This window comes from Sphingobacterium ginsenosidimutans (assembly GCF_039536865.1).
Taxonomy (GTDB): domain Bacteria; phylum Bacteroidota; class Bacteroidia; order Sphingobacteriales; family Sphingobacteriaceae; genus Sphingobacterium; species Sphingobacterium detergens.
The window spans coordinates 207,036-229,446 of record NZ_BAAAZK010000002.1; the positions used below are offsets into that span (position 1 = coordinate 207,036).

A 22,411-nucleotide genomic window follows, 5' to 3' on the forward strand; every position below is an offset into this window, starting at 1 on the left:
TTTTATCCAATGTCATGGTAATGGGTAATTATTTCTTCACGATAATCCTCCTTTCTTTGATCTCCAATTTCACCTTATCGATGGAAGCAATCATTTCCGTTACCGCCGATAGCGATTGACTCCGGGATACCTTTCCCGTAAATTTCATTGTGCTTAATTCAGGAGGGCATTCCACCGTGACATCGTACCATCGGGCGATCTTGCGCAGAATGCTACCTAACTCCTCCCGACGGAATATAAAATACCCATTTATCCAGGCTAAGTTTTGTTGCATATCTGCTTCTGAGAGCTGCATGTTTTTTCCGACCAATGCCTGCTGTCCAGGTTTGAGCAATTCCGATTTTCCACTATGCGCAGCAATCAGACGCACGCTCCCTTCCACCAGCGTTGTGCAGTCATCAGGTTCATTGGCATAAGCGTTGACATTGAAGGTGGTTCCCAGCACCTGGATCACCTGTTTATTGGTCTCGACAAAAAATGGTATATGTTCATTTTTTTTGTTACTGACTTTTGCTATTTCGAAGTACACTTCCCCGGTCATTTTTACCCGACGTTCTTTTTTCTCAAATTCCACAGGATAGGTTAGCGAAGAAGCCGCATTAAGCCAGGCCTTGCTTCCATCGGGCAATGTGACACGGTATTGTCCGCCATTGGGTGTGCTAATACTGTTATAAGATTGCGGGGATGCATTCCTATTTGAAGCGGCATAGACAATTTCACCCTCCGCTGTCTTTTTCACCTTCACGCCACCTCGATCTACAATGTTTCCATTGGCTGCATCTGACAAAGAGATCGTGGATCCATCCGCCAATTTCAAGATGGCTTTTTCACTTCCGGGGACGATTTCCTTTTTTAAGTCAGCAGTCTGATTTTCTTTAAAATCATCGCGTTGCATTAGCGACCAAATCAATCCGGCCAACACAACGAATAGAACTGCCGCCGCAACATATCGTATTGTTCTCTTTCCAATAGCAACGATCTTTGATTTTACTTGGGGCTGCGTTTCTTCGGCTTGGACCATGGGTTGTACTGGTCCTATTCTTTCCTTTAACCGCAGCTGCCATTCGCAAATTTTCGCTGCATCGATAGGTTCGACTTCTTCGGGCCGATCCCATAAAAATGTTGTTTCTGTCTCCATCAACCGATGAAGAACAGCAGTATGATCAGGATCTGCGAGAAAATCCGCAACAAGCTTCTTCTCCGCTAGTGTACATTTTCCCTGAAGATACCGCTTCAACAGCTCATTTGTAATCATTTGTTCGCCCATTATTTGCTCCTTCATTACTGTAGGCGCAGAAATAGCGGCTTACCACCTACCGTGATCAATAAAAAAAGAATAAAAAAACAACAACAGACTGATAATCAGCAATAAAAAAAACTTACTAAGCAAACAGGCTAAGGAGGAGGATAATAATCGGCAAGATGCCTTTTCGAAAATGTTTGAGGGCGGAGGAAATATAATTTTCGATCGTATTGATGGAAAGATTGGTTTTCTGTGCTATTTCTTTGTAGCTGAAGCCACCTTCCCGACTGAGTACAAAGACTTCTTTGCGCTGTGGGCTGAGTTCTGCGAGAAGCTGTTTATACTGATCCTCTCCTTCCCGGCAAATAATAGCGTAATCAGCCATTTGCTGTTCTATAACGTCATCTTCAGCATATTTTTCAACTGTCGAAACAATATTCTGACTTTGTTTCCGCAGGTGACTGATGACAGCATTGCGGGCAGCACGGTGCAGATAAGCCGATACGTTTACGGGGATTTCGAGCTGCTGCCGTTTCTTCCAAAGCCAGAACAAAACATCGAGTGCAATCTCTTCTGCTAGAAAAGTATCGTTTAAATAATACTTACAAACGGCATAAAGCTTGGGCGAATAACGGACCACCAATTCATTATAAGCTTTCAGGTCTTCATAAAGACAACAGCTTTCCAATAATTCACGATCTGATGCGCTATGATAATTCACCCCTGGTTAATAATTTCAATCGTATATAATGATATATCTCTGTCTGTCTCTGAGCGCAAGTGGCCCCTGCGAATATTTTCAATCCAACCGAAGTTAGCTCATCTCTGTTACGGAGCTGATCGACAGGTGTACAGATCCCATCACTAAATTCATAAAGAAATGTGTGGGTAGTGTTTGTTTAGTATTATGTTTCTGTTAAGTCAAATCCTCCCTCGTTTTACTATTGAATATATCCATCCGCTCGCTCATCATCCGACTCGGTAGTAATCTTTAACTGCTTGCTACAGATCGTCGAATACATTTATTTTCATCCTTCTTTTGGTTCTTCTATGTATATTAATGCTTTTGTTAATGGACTATTAATGGTATCCGTTGATATTGGGAGTTACAAACAATATAAATCTTTATGCTAGTTAAAACGCTCAAACTTTATGTGCTCAGCATGGTATTGCTGCCGGCAAACATGTTATTGGCTCAAAAGCAATACGATTCCTACAAGGGTCTGGTCATGGCCGGTTACCAAGGCTGGTTTAATAGTCCACAAGACGGTGCCGATCGCGGGTGGTACCATTATCGGGGTAAAAATGGTTTTCAGCCCGGGTCAACGAATATCGACTTTTGGCCTGATGTCAGTGCCTACCAAAAGACCTACGACAGTCCCTTTATGACCAAGACGGGCAAACCCGCAAAATTGTACAGCGCCCATGATTATTCTTCCGTCAATCTTCATTTTAAATGGATGAAACAGTATGGTATTGACGGTGTTTTTATGCAACGTTTTGTTGGCGAAATCGCCAATCCAAGTGGGTTAAATCATTTCAACAAAGTGCTGCAATCTGCCATTGAGTCGGCCAATGAATCGGACCGCGCAATCTGTATCATGTATGATCTCAGTGGTATCAAGGACGGTGACGAGAAGATTTTAATGGATGATGTGGCTGCATTGGACAAGAAATGGGAATTAAAACGGCGCAATAAAGCGCATACCTACCTGTTCCATCAGGGCAAACCACTGATTGCCGTCTGGGGCGTAGGTTTCAACGATGGTCGCAAGTATAACCTCAAAACAGCCGAACGCATTGTCAATTACCTCAAACAAAATGGCTACAGTGTACTATTGGGTGTTCCGACCTACTGGCGCGAACTTCGCCAGGACACCGAATCTGATTCCTTCTTACACAGCTTGATCAAAAAGTCCGATATCATTATGCCCTGGTTTGTCGGCCGTTATAATCAATCCGGATTTGACCAGTTCAAACCTTTGATTCGAGCCGACATGGACTGGTGCAAAAAAAACAAGGTAGACTATGTTCCGCTCTGCTTTCCGGGTTTTTCATGGACCAATATGACCGGAAGTTCTCACGCCTTTGTACCACGTGACTCGGGCAACTTTTATTGGAAACAGCTACAGCACAATCTTTCTATTGGTGCCGAAATGCTCTATATTGCCATGTTTGACGAAGTCGATGAAGGTACGGCCATATTCAAAACTCTGCATCAAAAAGATGTTCCGCTCAATGGAGAAGGTTCATTTGTCGGAATTGAAGATAATTTACCCAATGATCATTATCTTTGGTTAACGGGACAAGCTGGCAAATACCTGAAGACTAAAACCGAAGCCCCCGTTACGCAACCAAAAAGAAACTAAAAGATGAATATAAAATTTATAAGCAGTACACTCCTGGTACTCCTATGCTTTACCCAAAGTCAGGCACAACAACAGAAAAACAATGCCACAGCTGCTAGTCAACGGCAACAAAAGATAGATCAATTCTGGACCGACCGAGCGCAGATTAAACCCCTGGAAAAACTTTCTGTTGCTCCACTAAGCCTTGTGTATACGCGTCCGGCGAAGGTCTGGGAGGAAGCCTTGCCCCTGGGTAACGGACAGCTTGGCGCCATGGTCTTTGGGGGAGTTGCCGATGAGCGTATCCAATTTAACGAAAGTACATTATGGGCTGGTGCGCCACAGGATCCCAATAACCCAAAAGGAAAAACCTACCTTCCACGTATCCAACAATTGCTCTTTGAAGGAAAAAACAAGGAAGCCGTCGAACTGGCTGATAGCACGCTGATGGGCATTCCAAAAAGGATTAAGCCCTATCAATCGCTAGGTGAATTGTGGCTCGATATGCCGCATCTCCACGTTGAACACTATCAACGTTCCTTGGACCTGGAGACCGCCATACAGCAGAGCAGTTACCAACATAAGGGCATAAAATACACGCGTGAATCCTTTATTTCGGCACCGGCCAATGCTATGGTCATTCAGTATAGTGCCAACAAAAAGCAGGCACTGGACCTGAACTTCAGCTGGAAGCGTGCCCAGGATTTCACTTGTCTTACAGATCCAAAAGATCCCAGCCAATTGCTGCTTCAAGGCCAGATCGGACAGTCAGTCAGCGAAGGCGAGAAGGGTACCAAATTTTCCGCTATTGCAAAAGTTTTTCTTAAAGGTGGTAAGCTGACCAACACTGCTGGCCGGATAACAATTACAGGTGCCGATGAGATCATGCTGCTGATTACCGCAGCAACAGATTATCCGGGTTTAAAGCAGATCAGTTATCCTGCAAAACAAGTTGGCATAGATCCGCTGGTAAGCTGTCGTGAGACAATGCACGCATTGGCAAAATCGGATTATCAACAGTTAAAGCAAGCACATATTACGGATTACCAGCATTTTTTCAAACGTGTACAGTTGGATCTCGCCGATGCGGAGCAGCAAAAATGGAAGCAGGTTCCCACGGATTCACTGATTAGGCTTACACGTGGACAACAACAGATTCCAAGCGCACTGATCAGCAAGTTTTTCCAGTTTGGCCGCTACCTGTTGATCAGCAGCTCGCGCCCAGGGCATATGCCGGCAAACCTGCAAGGTCTATGGGCCTGGCAGATGGACCCGCCCTGGAATGCCGATTTTCATACCAACATCAATTTGCAGATGAATTATTGGCCTGCGGAACTAACCAATCTGTCCGAATTGCATCAGCCCCTCTTTGACCTCACTTCGGCCCTGATTCCCTTTGGTGAACGCACAGCACGTACCATTTATGGGGCCCGGGGCTGGGTAGTGCACCACCTTACTGATGCCTGGGGCTATACCGCTCCGGCGGATGGCGTACAGGGGATTTGGCCTATGGGCTCGGCATGGCTAGCGCAACATCCCTGGGAGCACTATAGCTATACCGGCGACCGTCAGTTTCTGAAAGAACAGGCTTATCCCATTATGAAAGGTGCCGCCCGCTTTATATTGGATTTCATGATACAGATTCCTTCTGATAAACCGTTTGCGGGATACTGGACAACCAATCCTTCCCATTCTCCCGAAAACAGTTTTATCTTACCTTCAGGTGAGGTTTCCAGTTTTACATATGGTGCTACGATGGATACGCAGATTATCCGCGATCTGCTACAAAACTATATTGAAGCGTCGACCTTGCTAGACAACGATCCAGACTTTAGGCAAGAATGCCAGGCCGCCCTACAAAAACTGATCCCTACACAGATCAGCAAAGAGACGGGACGGATTATGGAATGGATCGAAGATTATCAGGAAACGGAAGTGAATCACAGACATACCTCACATCTTTTTGGACTACATCCGAGCAATCAGATCTCCATTGCCAATACACCCGATCTAGCCGAAGCAGCAAAGAAGACTCTGCTGAGCCGGGGTGATCATGGCACCGGCTGGAGCCTGGCCTGGAAAATCAATATGTGGAACCGCCTGCATGACGGTGAACATTCCTACAAGTTGCTTTACAATCTTATCAGTGAAAAGACCTTACCCAATTTATTTGACAATCATCCACCTTTTCAGATTGACGGCAATTTTGGTGCTACAGCTGCCATCGCCGAAATGCTCCTACAGAGTCAGGTACGCGATAAAAACAACAACTATTTAATCGAATTGTTACCCGCTTTAAGCAAACATATAAATAAAGGCAGTATCACTGGATTGAAAGCCCGCGGCAATATCAGTGTCAATATCCAGTGGAGCAATGGTGTACTTGAAAATGCCGAACTTATCCCAAGCAAAAATGGACCGATCTGTATCAGTTATGCCGGTAAGCAGATCCAAGTGGAAGGAATCAAAGGAAAATCTATCCAAATTACATCCCAGATGTTTTAGCTTGAGCAAGCTTTATATGCAACAAAAATAAGCTAAGGAAATGACTTAACGAAAAAGGTCCTTTGATCAATTGACCAAAGGACCTTTTATTAAGCAACAGCGCTATCAGTAATATAATAGCCATAAACCAGCAGCGTATCGGCTACCGACAAACAAAAAGAGCGATTTTAATTTGCCCAGTTTTTGTTCGCTTTGTCGCCCAAAATGAACTCAAGTGTACCGCCCTTTAGGATATCTGCATGCTTTAGCTCTGTGCTATTCAATGGTTTTCCATTTAGCGTAGCTGATTGGATATACTTATTTTTTGCTGAAGCGTTTTTTCCGATAATCACAAAAGATTTCCCATTTGGCAGGCTTAGCGTTGTTTTCCGGAAAAATGGTGACCCAATGCTATAGGATGCCAGTCCCGGTGTAACGGGATAAAAACCCATCTGCGAAAAGACCACAAAGGCCGACATACCACCGCCATCTTCATCTCCCGGTACCCCCATCAGGTCATTTCTAAACCACTCGCCGATCAGTTTATGGATGCGTTTTTGTGTCATCCAGGGTTGTCCAGCGTAATTATAGAGGTACGGAATATGGAGGGCGGGCTCATTGGCCATCGAAAACTGACCAACATTTCCTGTATGATCTGGCAGTTGCGCATAAAAATCAAATTTGGAACGTCCTAATGGCTGTTGAAACATTTCATCCAAATATTGGACAAACAGCTGGTTGCCACCCATCAAATTAATCAGATCCGGGATATTGTGCTGTACATCCCAACGGTAGATCCAGGCATTATTTTCACCATAATACTCCCGGGCTCCCTGTCCTCCGGCGAAAACATAGTCAAAAGGCATGATAAAATTACCTTTTTCATCTTTGGGGTGGAAAAATTTAGTCTGTTCGTTGAACAGATTTCGGTAATTGAAAGACTGCTTCATAAAAAGCTCATAATCCGCTTTTATACCCAATTCGTTCGCCAGTTGCGCAAGACACCACAGGTCATAAGAAGTACCGAGGGTAACTGCTACCGGCTGACGTCTCTCGAAACCATGTACCTCGGGATAAATCTCTTTTTCACCTGGGTGCAAAGCCGGGATATATCCCTTTTCTTTAAAAAAGTCATCCATTTTTCCCGCCGGCTTATCCGACCATGGTGCTAAGGTTTTTTCCGTGATCGCTCCTTTTGCGGCGAGATACGCTTTCTGTATATCAAAACCACGAATTCCCTTGCGATAGGCATCCAGCAAAGTTGCTACACCGTGGTTGGAGTTCATCCTTCTACTATCCCCGGTGATTTCCGGAAAAGTTGGTAACCAGGGCTTGTCCATCTGCTCCGACATCCGCACAAAAGAATTGAGAATATCCGACTCCGCAGCTGGGTCCAGCAAAACGCGTAAAGGATGATGCGCGCGGTACGAATCCCAGATCCAATCGTCCGTAAAAAATGGTTTACCTTCGTCCGAATGCACCTTGCCATCAAATGCGCTAAAATAACGACCACCTTCGGAAATATTAACCGGACGCTCATAAGTGCGGTACAAAGAGGTATAAAAGACATTTTTATCCGATTCACTCTCACCTTCGACAGCGATCTTTCCAAGTGCTTGATTCCAGATTTTACGGCCATTTTCCGCTAATTTCTCTTGATCAAAATCAGCAATCTCCCGGTTTAGATTAACCTTAGCCTGTGCGGCATCGATAAAGGAAACACCGTACTTCATCTTTAAACCGGCCCCTGCCTTATCAAATTGCAAGATCAGACAGGCATTTCTGCCTTTTGCACCTGTACCTTTTTCCAGCTGTTTTCCCTGGAGCTTACTCACCACACTCGGCTTGATCTCAGGAACGGCATAGATATATACACGTGTGCCGTTACCAATTTCCTGACTGCCCGAAAGGGCTTGTCCATCCCAATTCAATTCCCCGTCACGCGAATTGAATTGCAGGTATTTTGCCGCTGCGCCTGGAAAAGTAAACGTGTACATACCCGACTGATGCGACAACACATAATCTACTTTAATATCTTCCTGGTCTAACACAACAGCATAGCGATAAGGCTTAATCTCTTCCTGATCATAACTGTACAACTGCACAGGTTTAAGCTCCTTGGGCAACTGTAGCATTGGACTCAGATTAAAAGCTGACGATCCACGGTGGCTTGTAACAATAAGTGGAAGACCATAGAGACGGTCCGAGGTAAAATCCCCTCTTTCGGGATAGACCCGCAAGATACTGTTCGGCAGGTGAACAGTCGGATAAGTGGGCACCAATAAATGACTGATATTACCCATATATGGATTCACATAATCCACAAAGTCTTTCGGCTTTTGGGATTGGGAAAAACCTTTTAGCAAAAAGATAGACAAAAAAGAGAAACAACAGACTGTCCGTAGAAAGGTTTTATGTTTCAGATTGATATTCTTGTTTAGCATTCTAAATTATTAAGTGATTAATGGTTTAAGGGCAAAACATTTGTTTCGCCCTTAAAGTTAATTTTTTTTGACCACATTTATTGTCTTAGCTTACATTATTTGGGCCCTGTTAAAAGTCCGGTCTGCTTTACTTTTTTAATGCTACCGTCAGCATTATACTCCAGGCGGTCTACGCAGATCGAACGCAGCCAATCATTGAACTCGCCGTTTTTTTGTGAAAGTTCACTATTATGATAAAAGGCATACCATTTGCCTTTAAACTTAACGATCGAGCCATGGTTAGTATAGCTGTTTGTCGGCTCCATATAAATCCCCATCGATTTCCAAGGTCCCAGCGGACTATCGCCAATCGCATACCGCATGCGGTTGTCACCTTTAACACCATCTTTTTGGTTATCATCGTGGTTATCGGAATAGGAAAGATAATATTTCCCCTTATACTTATGTACCCAGGAAGCTTCATGGAAGTCTTCCAGTCCTTCCATCTTTTGCAGCTGACCATCCACTTCCATCATGTTATCTTTGAGCTTGCCCGCTTTGCACACACCGCCCCCACCTTGATAGAAATATGCCTGACCGTCGTCATCAATGAATACATGTGGATCAATTAAGGCATCTGCTCCGGTCACATACCCCTGGACGACAAAATCTTTTGCGGGCGACTTGCTGGTGGCAACCCCAATCTTCCAGGTTTTGTTCCATTCGGTACCACTGGGATGCGGGAAATAAAAATAGTAGGTCCCATTGCGAAAAACACAGTCCGGAGCCCACATAAACCCGCCCTCTTTCCTACCCCAAGGTACTTGCGACGCACGTAATATTTCGCCATGGTCGGTCCAGGTCTTCATATCAGCTGTCGAGAAAACATGATATTGATCCATGAGGTCGCAGCCCTGCGGCGGAGCGATATCATGGGATGCATAGACATACAGGCGACCATCGGCCCATACCCGTGCCGAGGGATCCGCGGTATACATATGTTTGATAAAAGGATTCTCCTGCGCCTTCAGGTGCGCGGTAAAAAGTAATGACATGCCCAATAGGCAGCTGGAACCGGCTTTGATTAATTTATTCATCTTCATATTATTTTGTTCACTAATTGTTTTATCATGAAATCATTCCTGCTGAAACAGCCTGTTCAATAGCAATTTTGATCGGCTATCCGCGTTGATCTCTTATCAAGTAAACGCTCCTCCTCACGGAGGAACTTTACCTGGATATCGCAGCGATGATCATCAGCTGCTATTAAGGGACCTTGATCACTTCGATCTCCGAGTAGTTAAATTTCTCGTACGTGTCACGAACTTTTGCCCCCATTCTGACATAATAGGTGTATCCCGATTTAAGTGGCAGGCCGTTGATGGTATATGTTTCCTTACCTTCTCCAGTCTGCATATCACCGATCTCGGACCAGTTTTTATTGATCAATGTCCGGTATTCATCTTTGTAATAAGCATCAATCCGATTTCCCGCGCCACAGTAAGGTGTCAGACTCAGGAATGGGCGTACTTCGATGACCTGCGGCAACCCAGCCGTAACCGGAGCCGTCAGTGAGCAGGATACATCCAATTTATTTTCAGCTTTCAAGGTCCATTTCACATTTTTAATCTGTAAGTAAGGTGTCACCTCAAAATTCTGTTCGGCAGAGGCCCCCAATTGAAAGCCTTCGATTTTTTCAGCAGGCCAAAAGGCTCCACCATAGGGCTGCAGCGTGTAGGTAGCCTGAAAAAGTTTGCTGTTGCTGTATGAGCCATCTTGCCTGACAGCAAGATCCTGTGGCGCTGGATTGTCGCTCCAGCTGGTTTCCAGCAGGCGGATACTAAATTCACCCTGCCCCGTCAATAAAGGTTTCTTGGTCACCTTATCGATCACCTGACCCTGCATGCTAGCATTGGGGCCATCGTAGTTATCTGTTTTTGCACAGGCATTTAAAAAAAATAGGCCTGCCAAAGCTGTATATAAAAATAACGTTCTCATTGTCGTTCATTTAATAAATAGGGTTCTGCGGATATAGATTGGGATTTTTATTCAATTCCCCGGCCGGAATAGGTTCATAATACCATTTTTTCTCAAAGTTGAAGGTTTTGTTCCAAGGCTCCTTTTCACGGATAAAGATAAAAGAGTTGATGCGTTCACCATTGGGTGCATACTTCAGTTCATCCAGTACAAGGTAAGGCATGAGTGAATTGGGCACAAAGTTGTTGAGCTCCACATCGGCGATACGCCACCTACGGATATCCCACCAATGGTGATTTTCAAAACAAAGTTCGCGCTCACGTTCCTCACGGATAAACTGTAGATTACCGTCCAGAGGATATCCATATTTGCCCGATAGGTTAGCCGCAGCACTATTGTAGCGATAAGGCTTTGCTCCGGCACGGTCCCGAATTTGAGTGATATACTGAAAAGCTTCCTGTTTGAGTGTTTCATCGTTTTTGATCAGACCTAGTTCGTAGGCAGCTTCGGCCTTGTTCAGCATGATTTCAGCCAGCCGGAATATTTTCCAGGGCTGCGTACTGTTGTATAGCTTAACATCCTTGGTTGACATTTTATAATTGATGTATTTACGAATATAAAAGCCTGTGCGGGTGTTGTTGGCATGCCCATCTTTCCACATACCGTGCTCACCCGTGATATTGATCTTAGTACCGTTGTAATCGTACAGGCTATTTTTGGGTCCGGCGAGGATCCGGTTTGACTCGCTGTTGATCGCTGCGGTTCCCGAGCCCATCTGTGCATCGGCGGCCTTTCCCGGAAAAGTTTTATAGAGTCCACGCTGGATGTCAAAAGCACCGCGCTCGGCCCCCTCGCGCAATTCCATTCCCGAAAAGTAAAAAGTAGCCCGCTGCCGTGGTTCGAGCTCCGAATAAAGTTGTTTCCTGTCAGAGTAACGAATGGGTTTACCGGTCGCATCCGTGATGGGCAGCTCGCCAAAGAGTTCCACCATATTCAATACGGGGTATGCCGCAGACTCATTGTCACTCGAAAAAGTCGGATTGGGTAAATGCGTGGCATCATAGCTGTGCTTAAGTCGATTGTTGTGCGGTGCTGTGAGGCTGTATTCTTTGATAAGAATATCTTCGGGACTATCCAGATCCAAAAATAGGTTAACATAGTTGAGTTCCTTGTCCTGAGCGTTCTTATTGTACAAGCTATAAGGTCCGGTCAGCACAAGTGTTGCCGCGTCGTAGGCCTGTTTAAAAAACCATTCGGCTTCTTCCTTTTTGATACCGACCAGTTCCTTTTCTGTCGCATCTCCGGCCAGATTGCTATACCCACTGTATTTGGCAATACTGCCGGCATAGAGCATCGCGCGAGAACATAATGCCGCCGCAACATACTTGTTGGCTCGCCCCCGTTCACTCGTTGCGGCCATCAGTGTCATTGCCTGCTGTAAATCTTGATAAATAAAACGGTATACCTCAGATTCCTTGCTTCTTTTTACCTGCAACTGTTCTTTATCGCCTGTAGGATCCTGTACCTCGGTGATAATCGGTATCCCACCGTATCGCTTGACTAAGGCAAAGTAATAGAAAGCACGCAGAAAATAGGCTTCGCCCAAAATTTGGTTATATCCAGGCTCCGTATAATTGGCTTGATATTTGGGCAGACCCGCGATCAAGGTATTAACATTCCGTATACGGTCGTAAGGCCAGTATCCAAAGCCCTGAGCGCCCGCTACGCCCCAAAATTGCCCCGTCATCTCGCCGCTCATAGCAGCCAGTGTTTCCGAATTCTGCCAATAGTTATCCCATCTAAATCCACGTTCCGGATGATAGACAAAGTCTTCTATGGGTAAGTAGCTATACATTCCGGCCACGTATTTACGTGCACCAGCCTCATTTCCAAAAAGAGCATCCTCGCCCAGTACCCCAAGCGGATCCAGGTCCATTTTTTTACAGGATTGCATCCCCGAACACAGGAAAAGGCCAATGATTGCCATCGTGATTGATTTTTTCATGTTTTGTACGTTTTGAAATTAAAATTTAATGGATGCGCCCAGGTTATACGTTTTATTGATCGGGTATTTGTACACGTCAATGTCTCCAGATGATGCCCCCCCAGCAGATCCGGGATGCTCAGGATCGGTATATTTCAACCCTGTCCAGGTCAGCAAATTATACGCGCTGGCATAGATCCTGAGGTTCTTGATTTTAAGTGTTTTGAGCCACTCATTGGGTACGGAATACCCGAATTCCAATGTTTTCAACCGGAGGTACGATGCATTTTGTACCGCACGGGTTCCTTCGGCCATCGCTGAGCCTGTCGATGGGTAGTATCCCGGGATCCACTGTGTACTTGGGTTAAAAAGATCTGTTCCGGCTGTTGCTGGACGCCAACGATCCAAAAATTGCGTCAATGCGCCACCGTCAAACTGGAGCGGTCCGGCCAGCACCTCGCTATATTGGACGTATACTTTCGCGGCCCCCTGAAAGTTCATCGCCAGGTCAAAACCGCGCCATGAGCCGCCAATACTAAGCCCATAATTGATCAAAGGCATATTGTAAGTTGCAATGGGATGGTTATCCGCATCATTGATCAGCCCATCACCATTCCAGTCCTGATAATAGTAATCACCAGGGAGTGTACCACTGCTGACCATAGTCGGGTGACTATAGATCTGTTCATAGGACCCAAATTGGCCTGCATATTCTTTTCCCCACCAGATGTCTTTATAACGGTTGGAATTACGATTGCGCCAGTTATCGTATGAATTTCCGGCCTTGGATTCGACACGGTCCACAAACTGATTTTTTGTTGATGAAACCTGTGCATTCACAAAATACTGGAAATCATTTATTTTATTGCGATGGGTCAAGGATAGTTCGTAACCAAAGGTCCGATCGCTTTCCAGATTTTCCTGCGGAAGATTTGCCCCTACTGTCCCCGGAATAAGATCCAGGCTCGTCGCCAATAATCCCGTACGACTACGGTTAAAATAATCAAATATTATCCCCAGTTTTCCGTTCCAGAGATCAAGATCCAAGCCCAGATCAGCTGTTTTGGAAGTATACCAAGTTAAGTTTGGATTGGGGATCGCGGTCGGCAATGCACCATTGACAAGATTGCCGCCAAAAATCCAACCTGTTTCATTGGGTTCTAGTGCGTACCCCACGATAGTCGATGGATAATTTCCTGCCGAACGGTCATCCCCCAGCTTACCATAGGAAGCCCTGATTTTTAAGTTGTTGATAAATTTATAGTTGTCTTTAATAAAAGACTCCTCACTGATCCGCCAGCCTAAGGAAGCGGCAGGAAAAAATCCCCAGCGGGATTCTTTCGGAAACTTAGAGGACCCGTCGTAGCGAAAGCTGAATTCCGCGAGGTATTTGCCCGAGTAATCGTAACTGAATTTGCCCACAAGTCCCCTTGCGGTACGCTCTCCAATCCCTTCCATATTGGCCAATTGGTTTTTGTCTTCCCCGGCAAAAAGGTATTCGGAATTGACCATAATCTCCCGTTGTGCGTAGAAGCTATCCCACTTATTATATTCTTCAACAAATAAAAGTAAGCCGGATACCTGATGCTTATCCGCAAAGCGACGGTTATAATTCAGGGAAAACTGCATTAAGGAATGTGTGTCCGGATAGGCACTTCGACGTACTGTTGTAGGCGCATTCTTTTCATGTGCATTATACTTTTCGGGTGTAATGATCTGGCCATTCCCATCGTAGACCGGTGGTGTATAGCTATAGAGGAAGTACGACTTTTTATAATCCGTATGATCATTGTATTTAAAATCGTAGTTATAGGTTGCCTTAGCATTCAATCCCTCCACAAAAGGTACTTTATAGTCGAGCGCAATAATACCATTGAACTGCTTCCGCAGAAATTTGCGGTACCCCGTCTGTTTCGAGTCCGTCACAACAACGGGATTTTCATTGTCTATCATCTCAAAATTGGGATAGAGCGGGTTATCGTTGACGTAAATGGGCACGATTGGACGCTGACGCCAGGCCTGCTTATAGACCGCCCAGATATCCGTGCGCGGCTGGTTTGTTGCATCTGCATAGCCACCGAGATCGAGCGAAGCCCGGAGGCGGTCGGTAATCTGCGCATCAATATTTGATCTAAAATTCCAGCGGTTGTAATTCAGGCTTTTACTTTTGTAGGCCCCCATCTGATCCATATGTCCCAAGTTGAAAAAATAGTTCACCTTCTTACCACCACCATTGATGGACAAATTGTGCTGATACTGGGGCGATACTTTATCAAAAGCAGCATCGACATAATTGGACGTCTTTTTTGCACCGCTGCGGTATGCTTCGAAGTCCGTTTCGCCAAAGATATTGGGCATCTTAACCGGATAATTGCTATTAAAATCACGGCCTATCTGTTCGTTTTTAAGCTGCATATAAGCCAGTGCATCCACTGTATTGGGGACATATAAAAACTTCTGCCAACCGCGATTGTAAGAATAATTTATTTCGAAGTTTCCATCTGCACTGCTCCCCCTTCGGGTGGTAACCAGGAGCACCCCATTTGCCGAACGTACCCCATATACCGCCGCCGAAGCATCTTTGAGCACCGATACACTTTCGATCTCATTGGCATCCATACGGGATAGGTAGTCTTTGTCACGGGGAATACCATCCACCACTATGAGTGGTTCGCCCATGCCACGGATATCGATATTCGATTCAAAGGATCCGGGCTGACTCGATTGTTGGCTGATACGTACGCCCGGAAGCTTTCCGGCAAGCATATTAACCACATTTTCATTTTTGGTGACCGCAATTTCCTTATTATTGACCGAAGAAATAGCCCCCGTCAATGAGGCTTTCTTTTGCGTACCATAGCCCACCACTACGACTTCTTCCAAGCTGGTATTGTCTTCGTTGAGCAGTACATCCATGAGCCGTTGTTGTCCGACGATCATTTCAGTTTTCTGATAGCCCACATACGTGATCTGCAGTCTATCGCCAGGCATGGCATTTATTGTAAAGCGGCCTTTACTATCTGAAGAAGTTGTCTGTCCCGTCCTGAGATCGGTAATTGAGGCACCAGCAATAGGTTTGTCATTGCGGGCTTGCACTTTACCTTCTATCTGCTGTTGCTGCGCAAGCGTAGCAAGCGGCGCCAGCAACAACAGCGAAGACAAAGCCCATTGTCGGGGATACTTACCGAGTTTATGCCACGGCAAAGGTCTTTCATTAAAAATGAAGTTTGTTTTCATAAATTGTTTTAAATTGGTTATTAAATGCTATACAGGTTTATTCGACGTAATGGGCATGCCTATCTCAAGCTGTCCATAGCCATTATTCCTGTAAGAAGAATGCATAGTTTTTTTTCGCTTTCATTGGATTGGTTATTAAGTATGAAAACGAATATATTGGAACAGGGTATAACAGATGATTAACAGAATATTAATAAAGCTCACAAACGCTCATTAGCAACTGTATATCAACACATTAAAATATTAATATTTTTTTATTCCAGGCTATCCTTGAAGCTCTTTGGGTAAGCTTCACCATATAATCGCTGATAGACCTGGCAAAAATTTTCATAACACTGCAGGGCCAAGCTGTGGTACCCAAGCTGCAGCAAGGAACGGCATTTATAAACCATTGCCTCGGCATTGATCTCGTCAAAATAGAATATTTTATTACAGATCTCGATGATCAATTCAGCATTTTCGGTGACCAGAAGACTTTCAATAAAATTGCCGAGGGTCGTCAACACTTGGATGGACATCTCACTTTTGAAATGGTCGAGCCATTCGTAGTCCACTTCGAAGAGGAAACCGCCTTTATCAATAATATGCAGCAGCTCTCGAATTTCTGCTTCGGTAAAACTTTTCCTATTTGATACCAGTCGATTGAAACGTAGGTAGTCTATATATATTTTATCGACTGTTTCAATGCACCAATAACCACTCTTTTTGGTTACCCTAAAATCCCCCAGCTGCTCCAGCAAGCTATTGAGCTTGGCAATATTTACGGATCTATTGTTTCGTGCGCTTGACTGTGTTTTGTCAGACCAAAAGAGTTCAGTCAATTTTTCAGAACTGATCCCTCTTTCCCAGCGTACGGTATAGATAATGAAGATAAGCAGCAGCTCTTTCAATAGCGGTGAAAACTTTTTGGTAATCTCCTTTCCATGTCCATCTACAATCTGTATGTCGCCGCCGAAAAGATAAATGCCAGCCGTATGTTGTGGCATTGTGTCTGCAGCGAATGCCTTCACCTTGTGCTGTTGATCACGATCTTGTTCCTGTTGCTGGATTGCCTGTTCCTGCTGCTCTTGAATAGCTGTCTGAGAACCTACAGCCTTATCGACAGTTATTTGCGGAGCGGACAGTCTTTCCCTTGCTCGTTTTTTTTGAAAAAGCCACCATCCGATCAGCAGGACAATAACAAGCAAGCCAGCAGACAAAATATAGCGTAATGTCAATGGATTTACCACAGTATTCATCCCCTGCCCTGCTGCCAAAGGTGGTCCCATCAGGGTATAAATCGATGCTTTTGTCAGATCGGTTTTATCATCATAGAATAGCGTAATGGCAACAAAGGATTTAGACTTCGGCGCATAATACAGATCAGCGAAAGAACGAATATCATGAAAATCAAAAGGAATCGGGTTTCCCAAAAATTGGGTTTCAGTTCCCTTTAACTTACCTTCCACCAATTGAAGTTGACTTTTGAATTTATTATTAGGAAAAATCAATCCATAAAAGGCCTTGCGGTTATCATCAATAACCAGACTGTTTGCCCAAACCATTTCGGCAAACTGCGCTGAAAACTCATGGATTTTAAAGGCTTTCCTTCGTTGAAAATCAAGTCTTAGAAAATCTGTAGACACACGTGGGCTCAACATCTGGTCACCCGTGGAACTGCCATAACCTCCGGCGAGATACACCCCGTCTTTGCCCTGTCCCATTCCAGCCAGGTAATGAGGGAAGATCTCATCACCGGTAAAAGGGATACTATCCCAGGACTGACTGGGAATATGGTAGCGTAACACACTCGATTTATAGGTAAAATGACCGTAGCCGCCAATCATATAAATACTGGTATCCGAGCGACTGAAATATTTATTGAACAACCAATAGTGTGTCCCCACAGCAGGGAAATCAAATTGTTTTGTCCAGGTACGGGCGATTGAATCGTATACCGAAACAATCTTCTGATCGATGGAAATATTGAGAACTTTTTTCTGTAGGGGATCAAATAAAGACTGGCTGCCATTGACAAGCAGGAGCTTTCCATTGGTATATTCCTGCGTACGCAAGTCAGTTCCACCGATTTTACCGATCACAATACGTTTGTTGCCAACAAAAAACAAGGTTTCTTCAGTCTGGTCGAAGGCCACGCTTGCCTGTCCTTCAAGCGTAAATGTAGACTGCAATTTCCATTCGCTGCGTTGTTGTTTGATCCAAATGGGATTAACGGTTTCCGCCTTACTCTTACGCAGCAGATCCGAACTCTTGTTTCCCACAACTTCATCCAATGGCCAATGGAATTTCAAACGGCCGTTATCTTCGATTTTAATATCTTTCAGTCGCATGGGCGGTACATCCATGGTCTGAAAATTTTTGATGGCATTTGCCCCGAATATCAGTTTGAATCGTGTGCCGAAATTTTTGTTCAAGTTGTAACTATACCGTTTTCCAGCACACACAAAATAGACTTGCCTTCTGTCTGCATCGAGTTCCAGACGCATTGGCGTCCAATGGTAATACAGTTGGGTAGGCGGAATATTAAAAGATACTGGTGTAAAATCCTCCCCTACCACCAGCTTGAAATGTTTGTCCTGATCAGGGCGCCGGTCGTACATCAGGTCAATATTGACACCATCCTCCGTGATAAGCCGAAAGATATAACCAAAATAATCCTGTTGAAAGGGGAGAAAAGACAGGTCAAAAGCGATAGAGAGTTTATGCTCAAAAGACAGTGACTCCCGAGCGCCAATCAGTAGGCTCGTACGTTTGTCAGCTTCTTTATTGTGGCTAGCAAATTCCAATCCATACTGTGCCATTCCAATCCTGCAGATCAGCAAAAACAAAAAGCACAGCAAAAAACGGTTCGATAATCCCTTCACAATTTAGATTTAGCCTGATCTCAAAAATATAAAATTTTAGATAGAAACAGAACATTTATCCAACTATTAACAGCTCGTCAAAACAACCTATTTTTCGCTACCAACAACGACATATGATGGTTACCTCTGTTGCTTCCTTTCGGGTAAAAATATCGCTACGGACCGGAGTAGAATTGGGATGTTAAGGGATAATACCTATATTCGGCAAGCATTCATCCAATGGGCTACAATAGCGCATAAACCAACAATCAATATGAAAATACCAACCTGCTGGATCCGATCAACACTGATTATTTTACTGGCAACATGCTTTTACCTAAACAGTATAGCTTCACAAGTCCCCAAGGTCGTTTATCTTTCCGACTATGGTATCCTTCCTAACACCGGGACCAACAGCTCCGCAGCAATCAATAAAGTCCTTCAGACAATTCTCGGGAAGACCGATAAAAAACAAAGCCTTATTTTAAAATTCAGAAAGGGACGCTACGACTTTTATCCTGAGGGAGCATTATCAAGAACATACTATATTTCCAACCACGATCAGGACAATCCCAAGACAGTAGGGATTGCATTTGAACACTGTAACAACCTCACAGTCGATGGCCAAGGCTCCGATTTCATTTACCATGGTCGGATGTTACCGATTGCCTTAATCGAAAATAAAAACCTGACCCTTAAAAATATCCACATCGATTTTGAACGTCCGCAGATCTGCCAGGTCCAGATCCTGAAGAATGACACAATCAATGGTACGATCGTTTACAAAACAGCTCCCTGGGTGACCTATACCATCAAAGACAGTGTATTTTACAATACCGGCGAAGGTTGGGCCATGCGCCCAACATCCGGAATCGCCTTTGAGGAAAAAACCAAACGCATTGTTTACAATACCAGCGATATTGGGGTAGGAACAAAAAAAGTAACCGAGCTTTCACCGGGTGTTATCCAAGCTGAGCAATGGAAAAATCCAAAGCTTATTCCGGGCACCGTCGTGGCTATGCGTTCGTGGCATCGTCCCAGCCCCGGTGTTTTTGTCCATAAAGGAAAAGATATTCGACTTGAAAATATCAGCGTGCATTATGCGGAAGGCATGGGCTTATTGGCCCAGCTCACCGAAAACATCAGCCTCGACAGATTTCAAGTGGCACTACGCGGTGATCAAGATCCCCGGTATTTTACGGCGCAGGCCGATGCGACCCATTTTTCAGGCTGTAAAGGCGTTATCGTCTCCAAAAATGGGCTGTATGAAAATATGATGGACGACGCAATCAACATCCATGGTACTTACCTGAAAATCACCAAGCGTCTGGATGATAAAACATTGGTCGGCCGTTATATGCACGACCAATCCTACGGATTCGATTGGGGCAATGCTGGTGATACCGTCCAGTTTATCCAGTCAGGTACCATGGAACTTTGGGATCAGAAAAACCAGATTAAATCCATTCAGATCTTACGGGATAAAGCAGATGATCCGATCCGTGAATTTAAGATTACGTTTAAACGGGCCCTTGATCCTGTAATAGACCCAGCGACAACAGCGATGGGTATTGAAAATCTAAGCTGGACGCCACGTGTAGTTTTCAGTGGCAATACCATTCGTCACAATCGTGCACGTGGTGCATTGTTCAGCACGCCGAGAAAAACACTTGTCGAAAGAAACCTCTTTGACCATACCTCTGGCACGGCGATCCTGCTCTGTGGCGACGCCAACGGCTGGTATGAAACGGGCAGCTGTCATGACATTGTGATCAGACACAATACATTTATCAATGCCCTGACCAATATGTTCCAGTTTACCAATGCTATTATCTCGATCTATCCTGAAATTCCGGACCTTAAAAATCAACAGAAGTATTTTCATAGCGGTATTATCATTGAAGACAATCTCTTTGAGACCTTTGATAAGCCCATACTTTATGCGAAATCTGTTGACGGTCTTGTTTTTCGCGGCAATCGAATCAAGACAAATACGGCTTATCCAGCCTTCCATTGGAACAAAAAAAGTGTATTCTTCGAGCGTGTTGCACACAGTGAGATTTCGAACAATACCATTGATGGCAAGAAAAGTGAGTTAACAAATTAGATCAATAGCAAACCATTTGTCTCTATGTTATCCTTCAAAAACTATAGATTACTGATTTTATCGCTGTTATGCAGCAGCATAGGATCAGGGGCCTTTGCCCAGAGTGTCAATCGCAGGCAGGAACGCCCAGCAACCGAACGGCCTAATATTGTGGTATTCTTTGTCGATGATCTGGGTTGGCAGGATATGTCCGAACCATTTTATACCACCAAAACAGCTATTAACGAGAAGTTTCATACGCCACATATCGAATCACTGGCCAAAGATGCCGTCAAGTTTACCAATGCTTATGCCACGCCTGTGTGTACACCTTCACGGGTGAGCTTTCTCACAGGTTTAAATGCGGCACATCACCGGGTCACAAACTGGACGAATCCCAAAGCCAATACACCCACAGATAGTAAGGATGAGTTGCTGAATCCACCAGACTGGAATATCAATGGGTTAAGCCCCGTACCCAATATTCCTCACACGGTCTATGCTACACCATTTCCAAGTATTCTCAAGGCCAACGGTTATTATACGATCCATATCGGTAAAGCCCACTGGGGATCGGCTGGCACTCCGGGCGCCAGTCCGCTCAATCTAGGTTTTATGGTCAACGTAGCGGGCCATTCCGCCGGGCATCCACAAAGCTACTATGGAGAGCAAAACTACGGGAATCTTCCAGGCAAAACCAGTTACCAGGCTGTACCTGACCTGATGGAATATCATGGCTCCTCCACCTTTCTGACCGAGGCGTTGACGCAGGAAGCCTTGAAAGCACTTGCCGAACCTATTCGCCGCAAAGAACCCTTTTTCCTTCATTTCTCCAACTATGCTGTCCATGTCCCGATTCAACCCGATCCGCGGTTTGTACAGCGATACCTTGACCGTGGTCTGGATTCTACCGAAGCCGCCTACGCCTCTTTAGTGGAAGGCTATGACAAAAGTATGGGTGATATTATTCAGTTTTTAAAAGACAAAGGTATATACGATAATACAGTGATTATCTTTTTGAGTGATAATGGCGGGCTCAGCCTTAGCCCACCACGTTCTGGCGCTCCCCATACTCAAAATCTGCCACTGAAGGCCGGTAAAGGCTCTCTTTATGAAGGCGGCATCCGTATTCCACTGTTGATTAAACAGGCCAGCGGACATAGCGGAAGCAGCACTTCAACACCGGTCATGGTCGAAGATCTATTTCCGACTATCCTCCAAATGGCAAAAGTAAAAGCGTATCAACTTGTACAGCAAGAACCAGATGGCAAGGATCTGACAAGTCTGCTAACGGGAAAGAACGACGAAAGTTGGAATAGTCGCCCCCTTATCTGGAATGTCCCCAATAAATGGACTGTTCCCGATGGTCCAGGTATCAATTTCTTCTCCGCTGTACGCCAAGGTGACTATAAGTTACTTTACGACATGAAACAGGGGAAATTCGAACTCTATAACCTGCGGGAGGATATCGGTGAACTGAATAACCTTGCTCCCAAAATGAAAGGGAAAACTAGCGAGCTCAGCAAACTACTTTCTGATCAGCTGCGGACATGGAAAGCCCAGTTGCCGAACTACAAAACTACGGGACAACAGATCCCCTATCCCGATCAGCTCAAATCTGTTGACCAATAATAGCATTTATTGTCAACAAAATAGTTTTTTAAGTTGGCATCAACTTTTATACAAAGCCTTTGCAATCAGATCGCAAAGGCTTTTATTTTAAACCTTATAAAACGGATACATCATTACCAGGGATAAAGATACTGGGTAGCCAGAAAAACCCATT

12 protein-coding genes are annotated in these 22,411 nt (G+C 44.7%); 4 read left to right on the forward strand and 8 right to left on the reverse strand.

The window, feature by feature from the left end:
- Nucleotides 1-28: 28 nt before the first annotated feature.
- Together ABFX33_RS00745 and ABFX33_RS00750 are read right to left on the reverse strand one after the other, a co-directional pair.
- A complete protein-coding gene (locus tag ABFX33_RS00745; RefSeq protein WP_346083622.1) occupies nucleotides 29-1,282 on the reverse strand; it encodes a FecR family protein in 1,254 nt (417 codons plus the stop codon).
- A gap of 100 nt (nucleotides 1,283-1,382) precedes the next feature.
- Nucleotides 1,383-1,964, reverse strand: coding sequence for an RNA polymerase sigma-70 factor (locus tag ABFX33_RS00750; protein ID WP_346083623.1), 582 nt, complete (start codon nucleotides 1,962-1,964; stop codon nucleotides 1,383-1,385).
- A 406-nt stretch (nucleotides 1,965-2,370) separates the two neighbouring features.
- On the opposite strand from ABFX33_RS00750, the gene ABFX33_RS00755 reads away from it, so the two are divergent.
- Nucleotides 2,371-3,612 (forward strand): glycoside hydrolase family 99 protein, encoded by a 1,242-nt coding sequence (locus ABFX33_RS00755; RefSeq protein ID WP_346083625.1) that lies wholly within the window; start codon nucleotides 2,371-2,373, stop codon nucleotides 3,610-3,612.
- A gap of 3 nt (nucleotides 3,613-3,615) precedes the next feature.
- On the forward strand, nucleotides 3,616-6,096 hold the full coding sequence (locus ABFX33_RS00760; protein ID WP_346083626.1) for a glycoside hydrolase family 95 protein: 2,481 nt from the start codon (nucleotides 3,616-3,618) through the stop codon (nucleotides 6,094-6,096).
- Nucleotides 6,097-6,263: 167 nt separating this feature from the next.
- On the opposite strand, the gene ABFX33_RS00765 is transcribed toward ABFX33_RS00760, so the two are convergent.
- The 6 genes from ABFX33_RS00765 to ABFX33_RS00790 all read right to left on the reverse strand — a co-directional run bounded on the left by ABFX33_RS00765 (nucleotide 6,264) and on the right by ABFX33_RS00790 (nucleotide 18,560).
- Nucleotides 6,264-8,519 (reverse strand): GH92 family glycosyl hydrolase, encoded by a 2,256-nt coding sequence (locus ABFX33_RS00765; RefSeq protein ID WP_346083627.1) that lies wholly within the window; start codon nucleotides 8,517-8,519, stop codon nucleotides 6,264-6,266.
- Nucleotides 8,520-8,614: 95 nt separating this feature from the next.
- Nucleotides 8,615-9,595: a family 43 glycosylhydrolase gene (locus ABFX33_RS00770; protein ID WP_346083629.1), complete on the reverse strand. Its 981-nt coding sequence runs from the start codon at nucleotides 9,593-9,595 to the stop codon at nucleotides 8,615-8,617.
- Nucleotides 9,596-9,764: 169 nt separating this feature from the next.
- Nucleotides 9,765-10,496 (reverse strand): DUF3823 domain-containing protein, encoded by a 732-nt coding sequence (locus ABFX33_RS00775; RefSeq protein ID WP_346083630.1) that lies wholly within the window; start codon nucleotides 10,494-10,496, stop codon nucleotides 9,765-9,767.
- 10 nt (nucleotides 10,497-10,506) lie between these two features.
- The gene (locus tag ABFX33_RS00780; protein WP_346083632.1) at nucleotides 10,507-12,480 is read right to left on the reverse strand and encodes a RagB/SusD family nutrient uptake outer membrane protein; all 1,974 of its coding nucleotides are present in this window, start codon (nucleotides 12,478-12,480) and stop codon (nucleotides 10,507-10,509) included.
- An 18-nt stretch (nucleotides 12,481-12,498) separates the two neighbouring features.
- Nucleotides 12,499-15,696: a SusC/RagA family TonB-linked outer membrane protein gene (locus tag ABFX33_RS00785; RefSeq protein WP_346083633.1), complete on the reverse strand. Its 3,198-nt coding sequence runs from the start codon at nucleotides 15,694-15,696 to the stop codon at nucleotides 12,499-12,501.
- A 254-nt stretch (nucleotides 15,697-15,950) separates the two neighbouring features.
- Nucleotides 15,951-18,560: a hypothetical protein gene (locus ABFX33_RS00790; RefSeq protein ID WP_346083634.1), complete on the reverse strand. Its 2,610-nt coding sequence runs from the start codon at nucleotides 18,558-18,560 to the stop codon at nucleotides 15,951-15,953.
- A gap of 253 nt (nucleotides 18,561-18,813) precedes the next feature.
- Here ABFX33_RS00790 and ABFX33_RS00795 point away from each other — a divergent pair, with 253 nt between their 5' ends.
- Entirely contained in the window at nucleotides 18,814-20,646 is a 1,833-nt protein-coding gene (locus tag ABFX33_RS00795; protein ID WP_346083635.1) for an alpha-1,3-galactosidase-related protein, read from the forward strand.
- Between the two features lie 24 nt (nucleotides 20,647-20,670).
- Complete coding sequence (locus ABFX33_RS00800; protein ID WP_346083636.1) at nucleotides 20,671-22,257, forward strand: sulfatase; 1,587 nt, start codon at nucleotides 20,671-20,673, stop codon at nucleotides 22,255-22,257.
- The last annotated feature ends 154 nt before the right edge of the window (nucleotides 22,258-22,411 follow it).

Bases quoted from the DNA above. Each gene is read 5' to 3' on its own strand.
- ABFX33_RS00745 (WP_346083622.1), bottom strand. From the start codon at position 1,282: ATGAAGGAGCAAATAATGGGCGAACAAATGATTACAAATGAGCTGTTG.
- ABFX33_RS00755 (WP_346083625.1), top strand. From the start codon at position 2,371: ATGCTAGTTAAAACGCTCAAACTTTATGTGCTCAGCATGGTATTGCTG.
- ABFX33_RS00760 (WP_346083626.1), top strand. From the start codon at position 3,616: ATGAATATAAAATTTATAAGCAGTACACTCCTGGTACTCCTATGCTTT.
- ABFX33_RS00765 (WP_346083627.1), bottom strand. From the start codon at position 8,519: ATGCTAAACAAGAATATCAATCTGAAACATAAAACCTTTCTACGGACA.
- ABFX33_RS00770 (WP_346083629.1), bottom strand. From the start codon at position 9,595: ATGAATAAATTAATCAAAGCCGGTTCCAGCTGCCTATTGGGCATGTCA.
- ABFX33_RS00775 (WP_346083630.1), bottom strand. From the start codon at position 10,496: ATGAGAACGTTATTTTTATATACAGCTTTGGCAGGCCTATTTTTTTTA.
- ABFX33_RS00780 (WP_346083632.1), bottom strand. From the start codon at position 12,480: ATGAAAAAATCAATCACGATGGCAATCATTGGCCTTTTCCTGTGTTCG.
- ABFX33_RS00785 (WP_346083633.1), bottom strand. From the start codon at position 15,696: ATGAAAACAAACTTCATTTTTAATGAAAGACCTTTGCCGTGGCATAAA.
- ABFX33_RS00795 (WP_346083635.1), top strand. From the start codon at position 18,814: ATGAAAATACCAACCTGCTGGATCCGATCAACACTGATTATTTTACTG.
- ABFX33_RS00800 (WP_346083636.1), top strand. From the start codon at position 20,671: ATGTTATCCTTCAAAAACTATAGATTACTGATTTTATCGCTGTTATGC.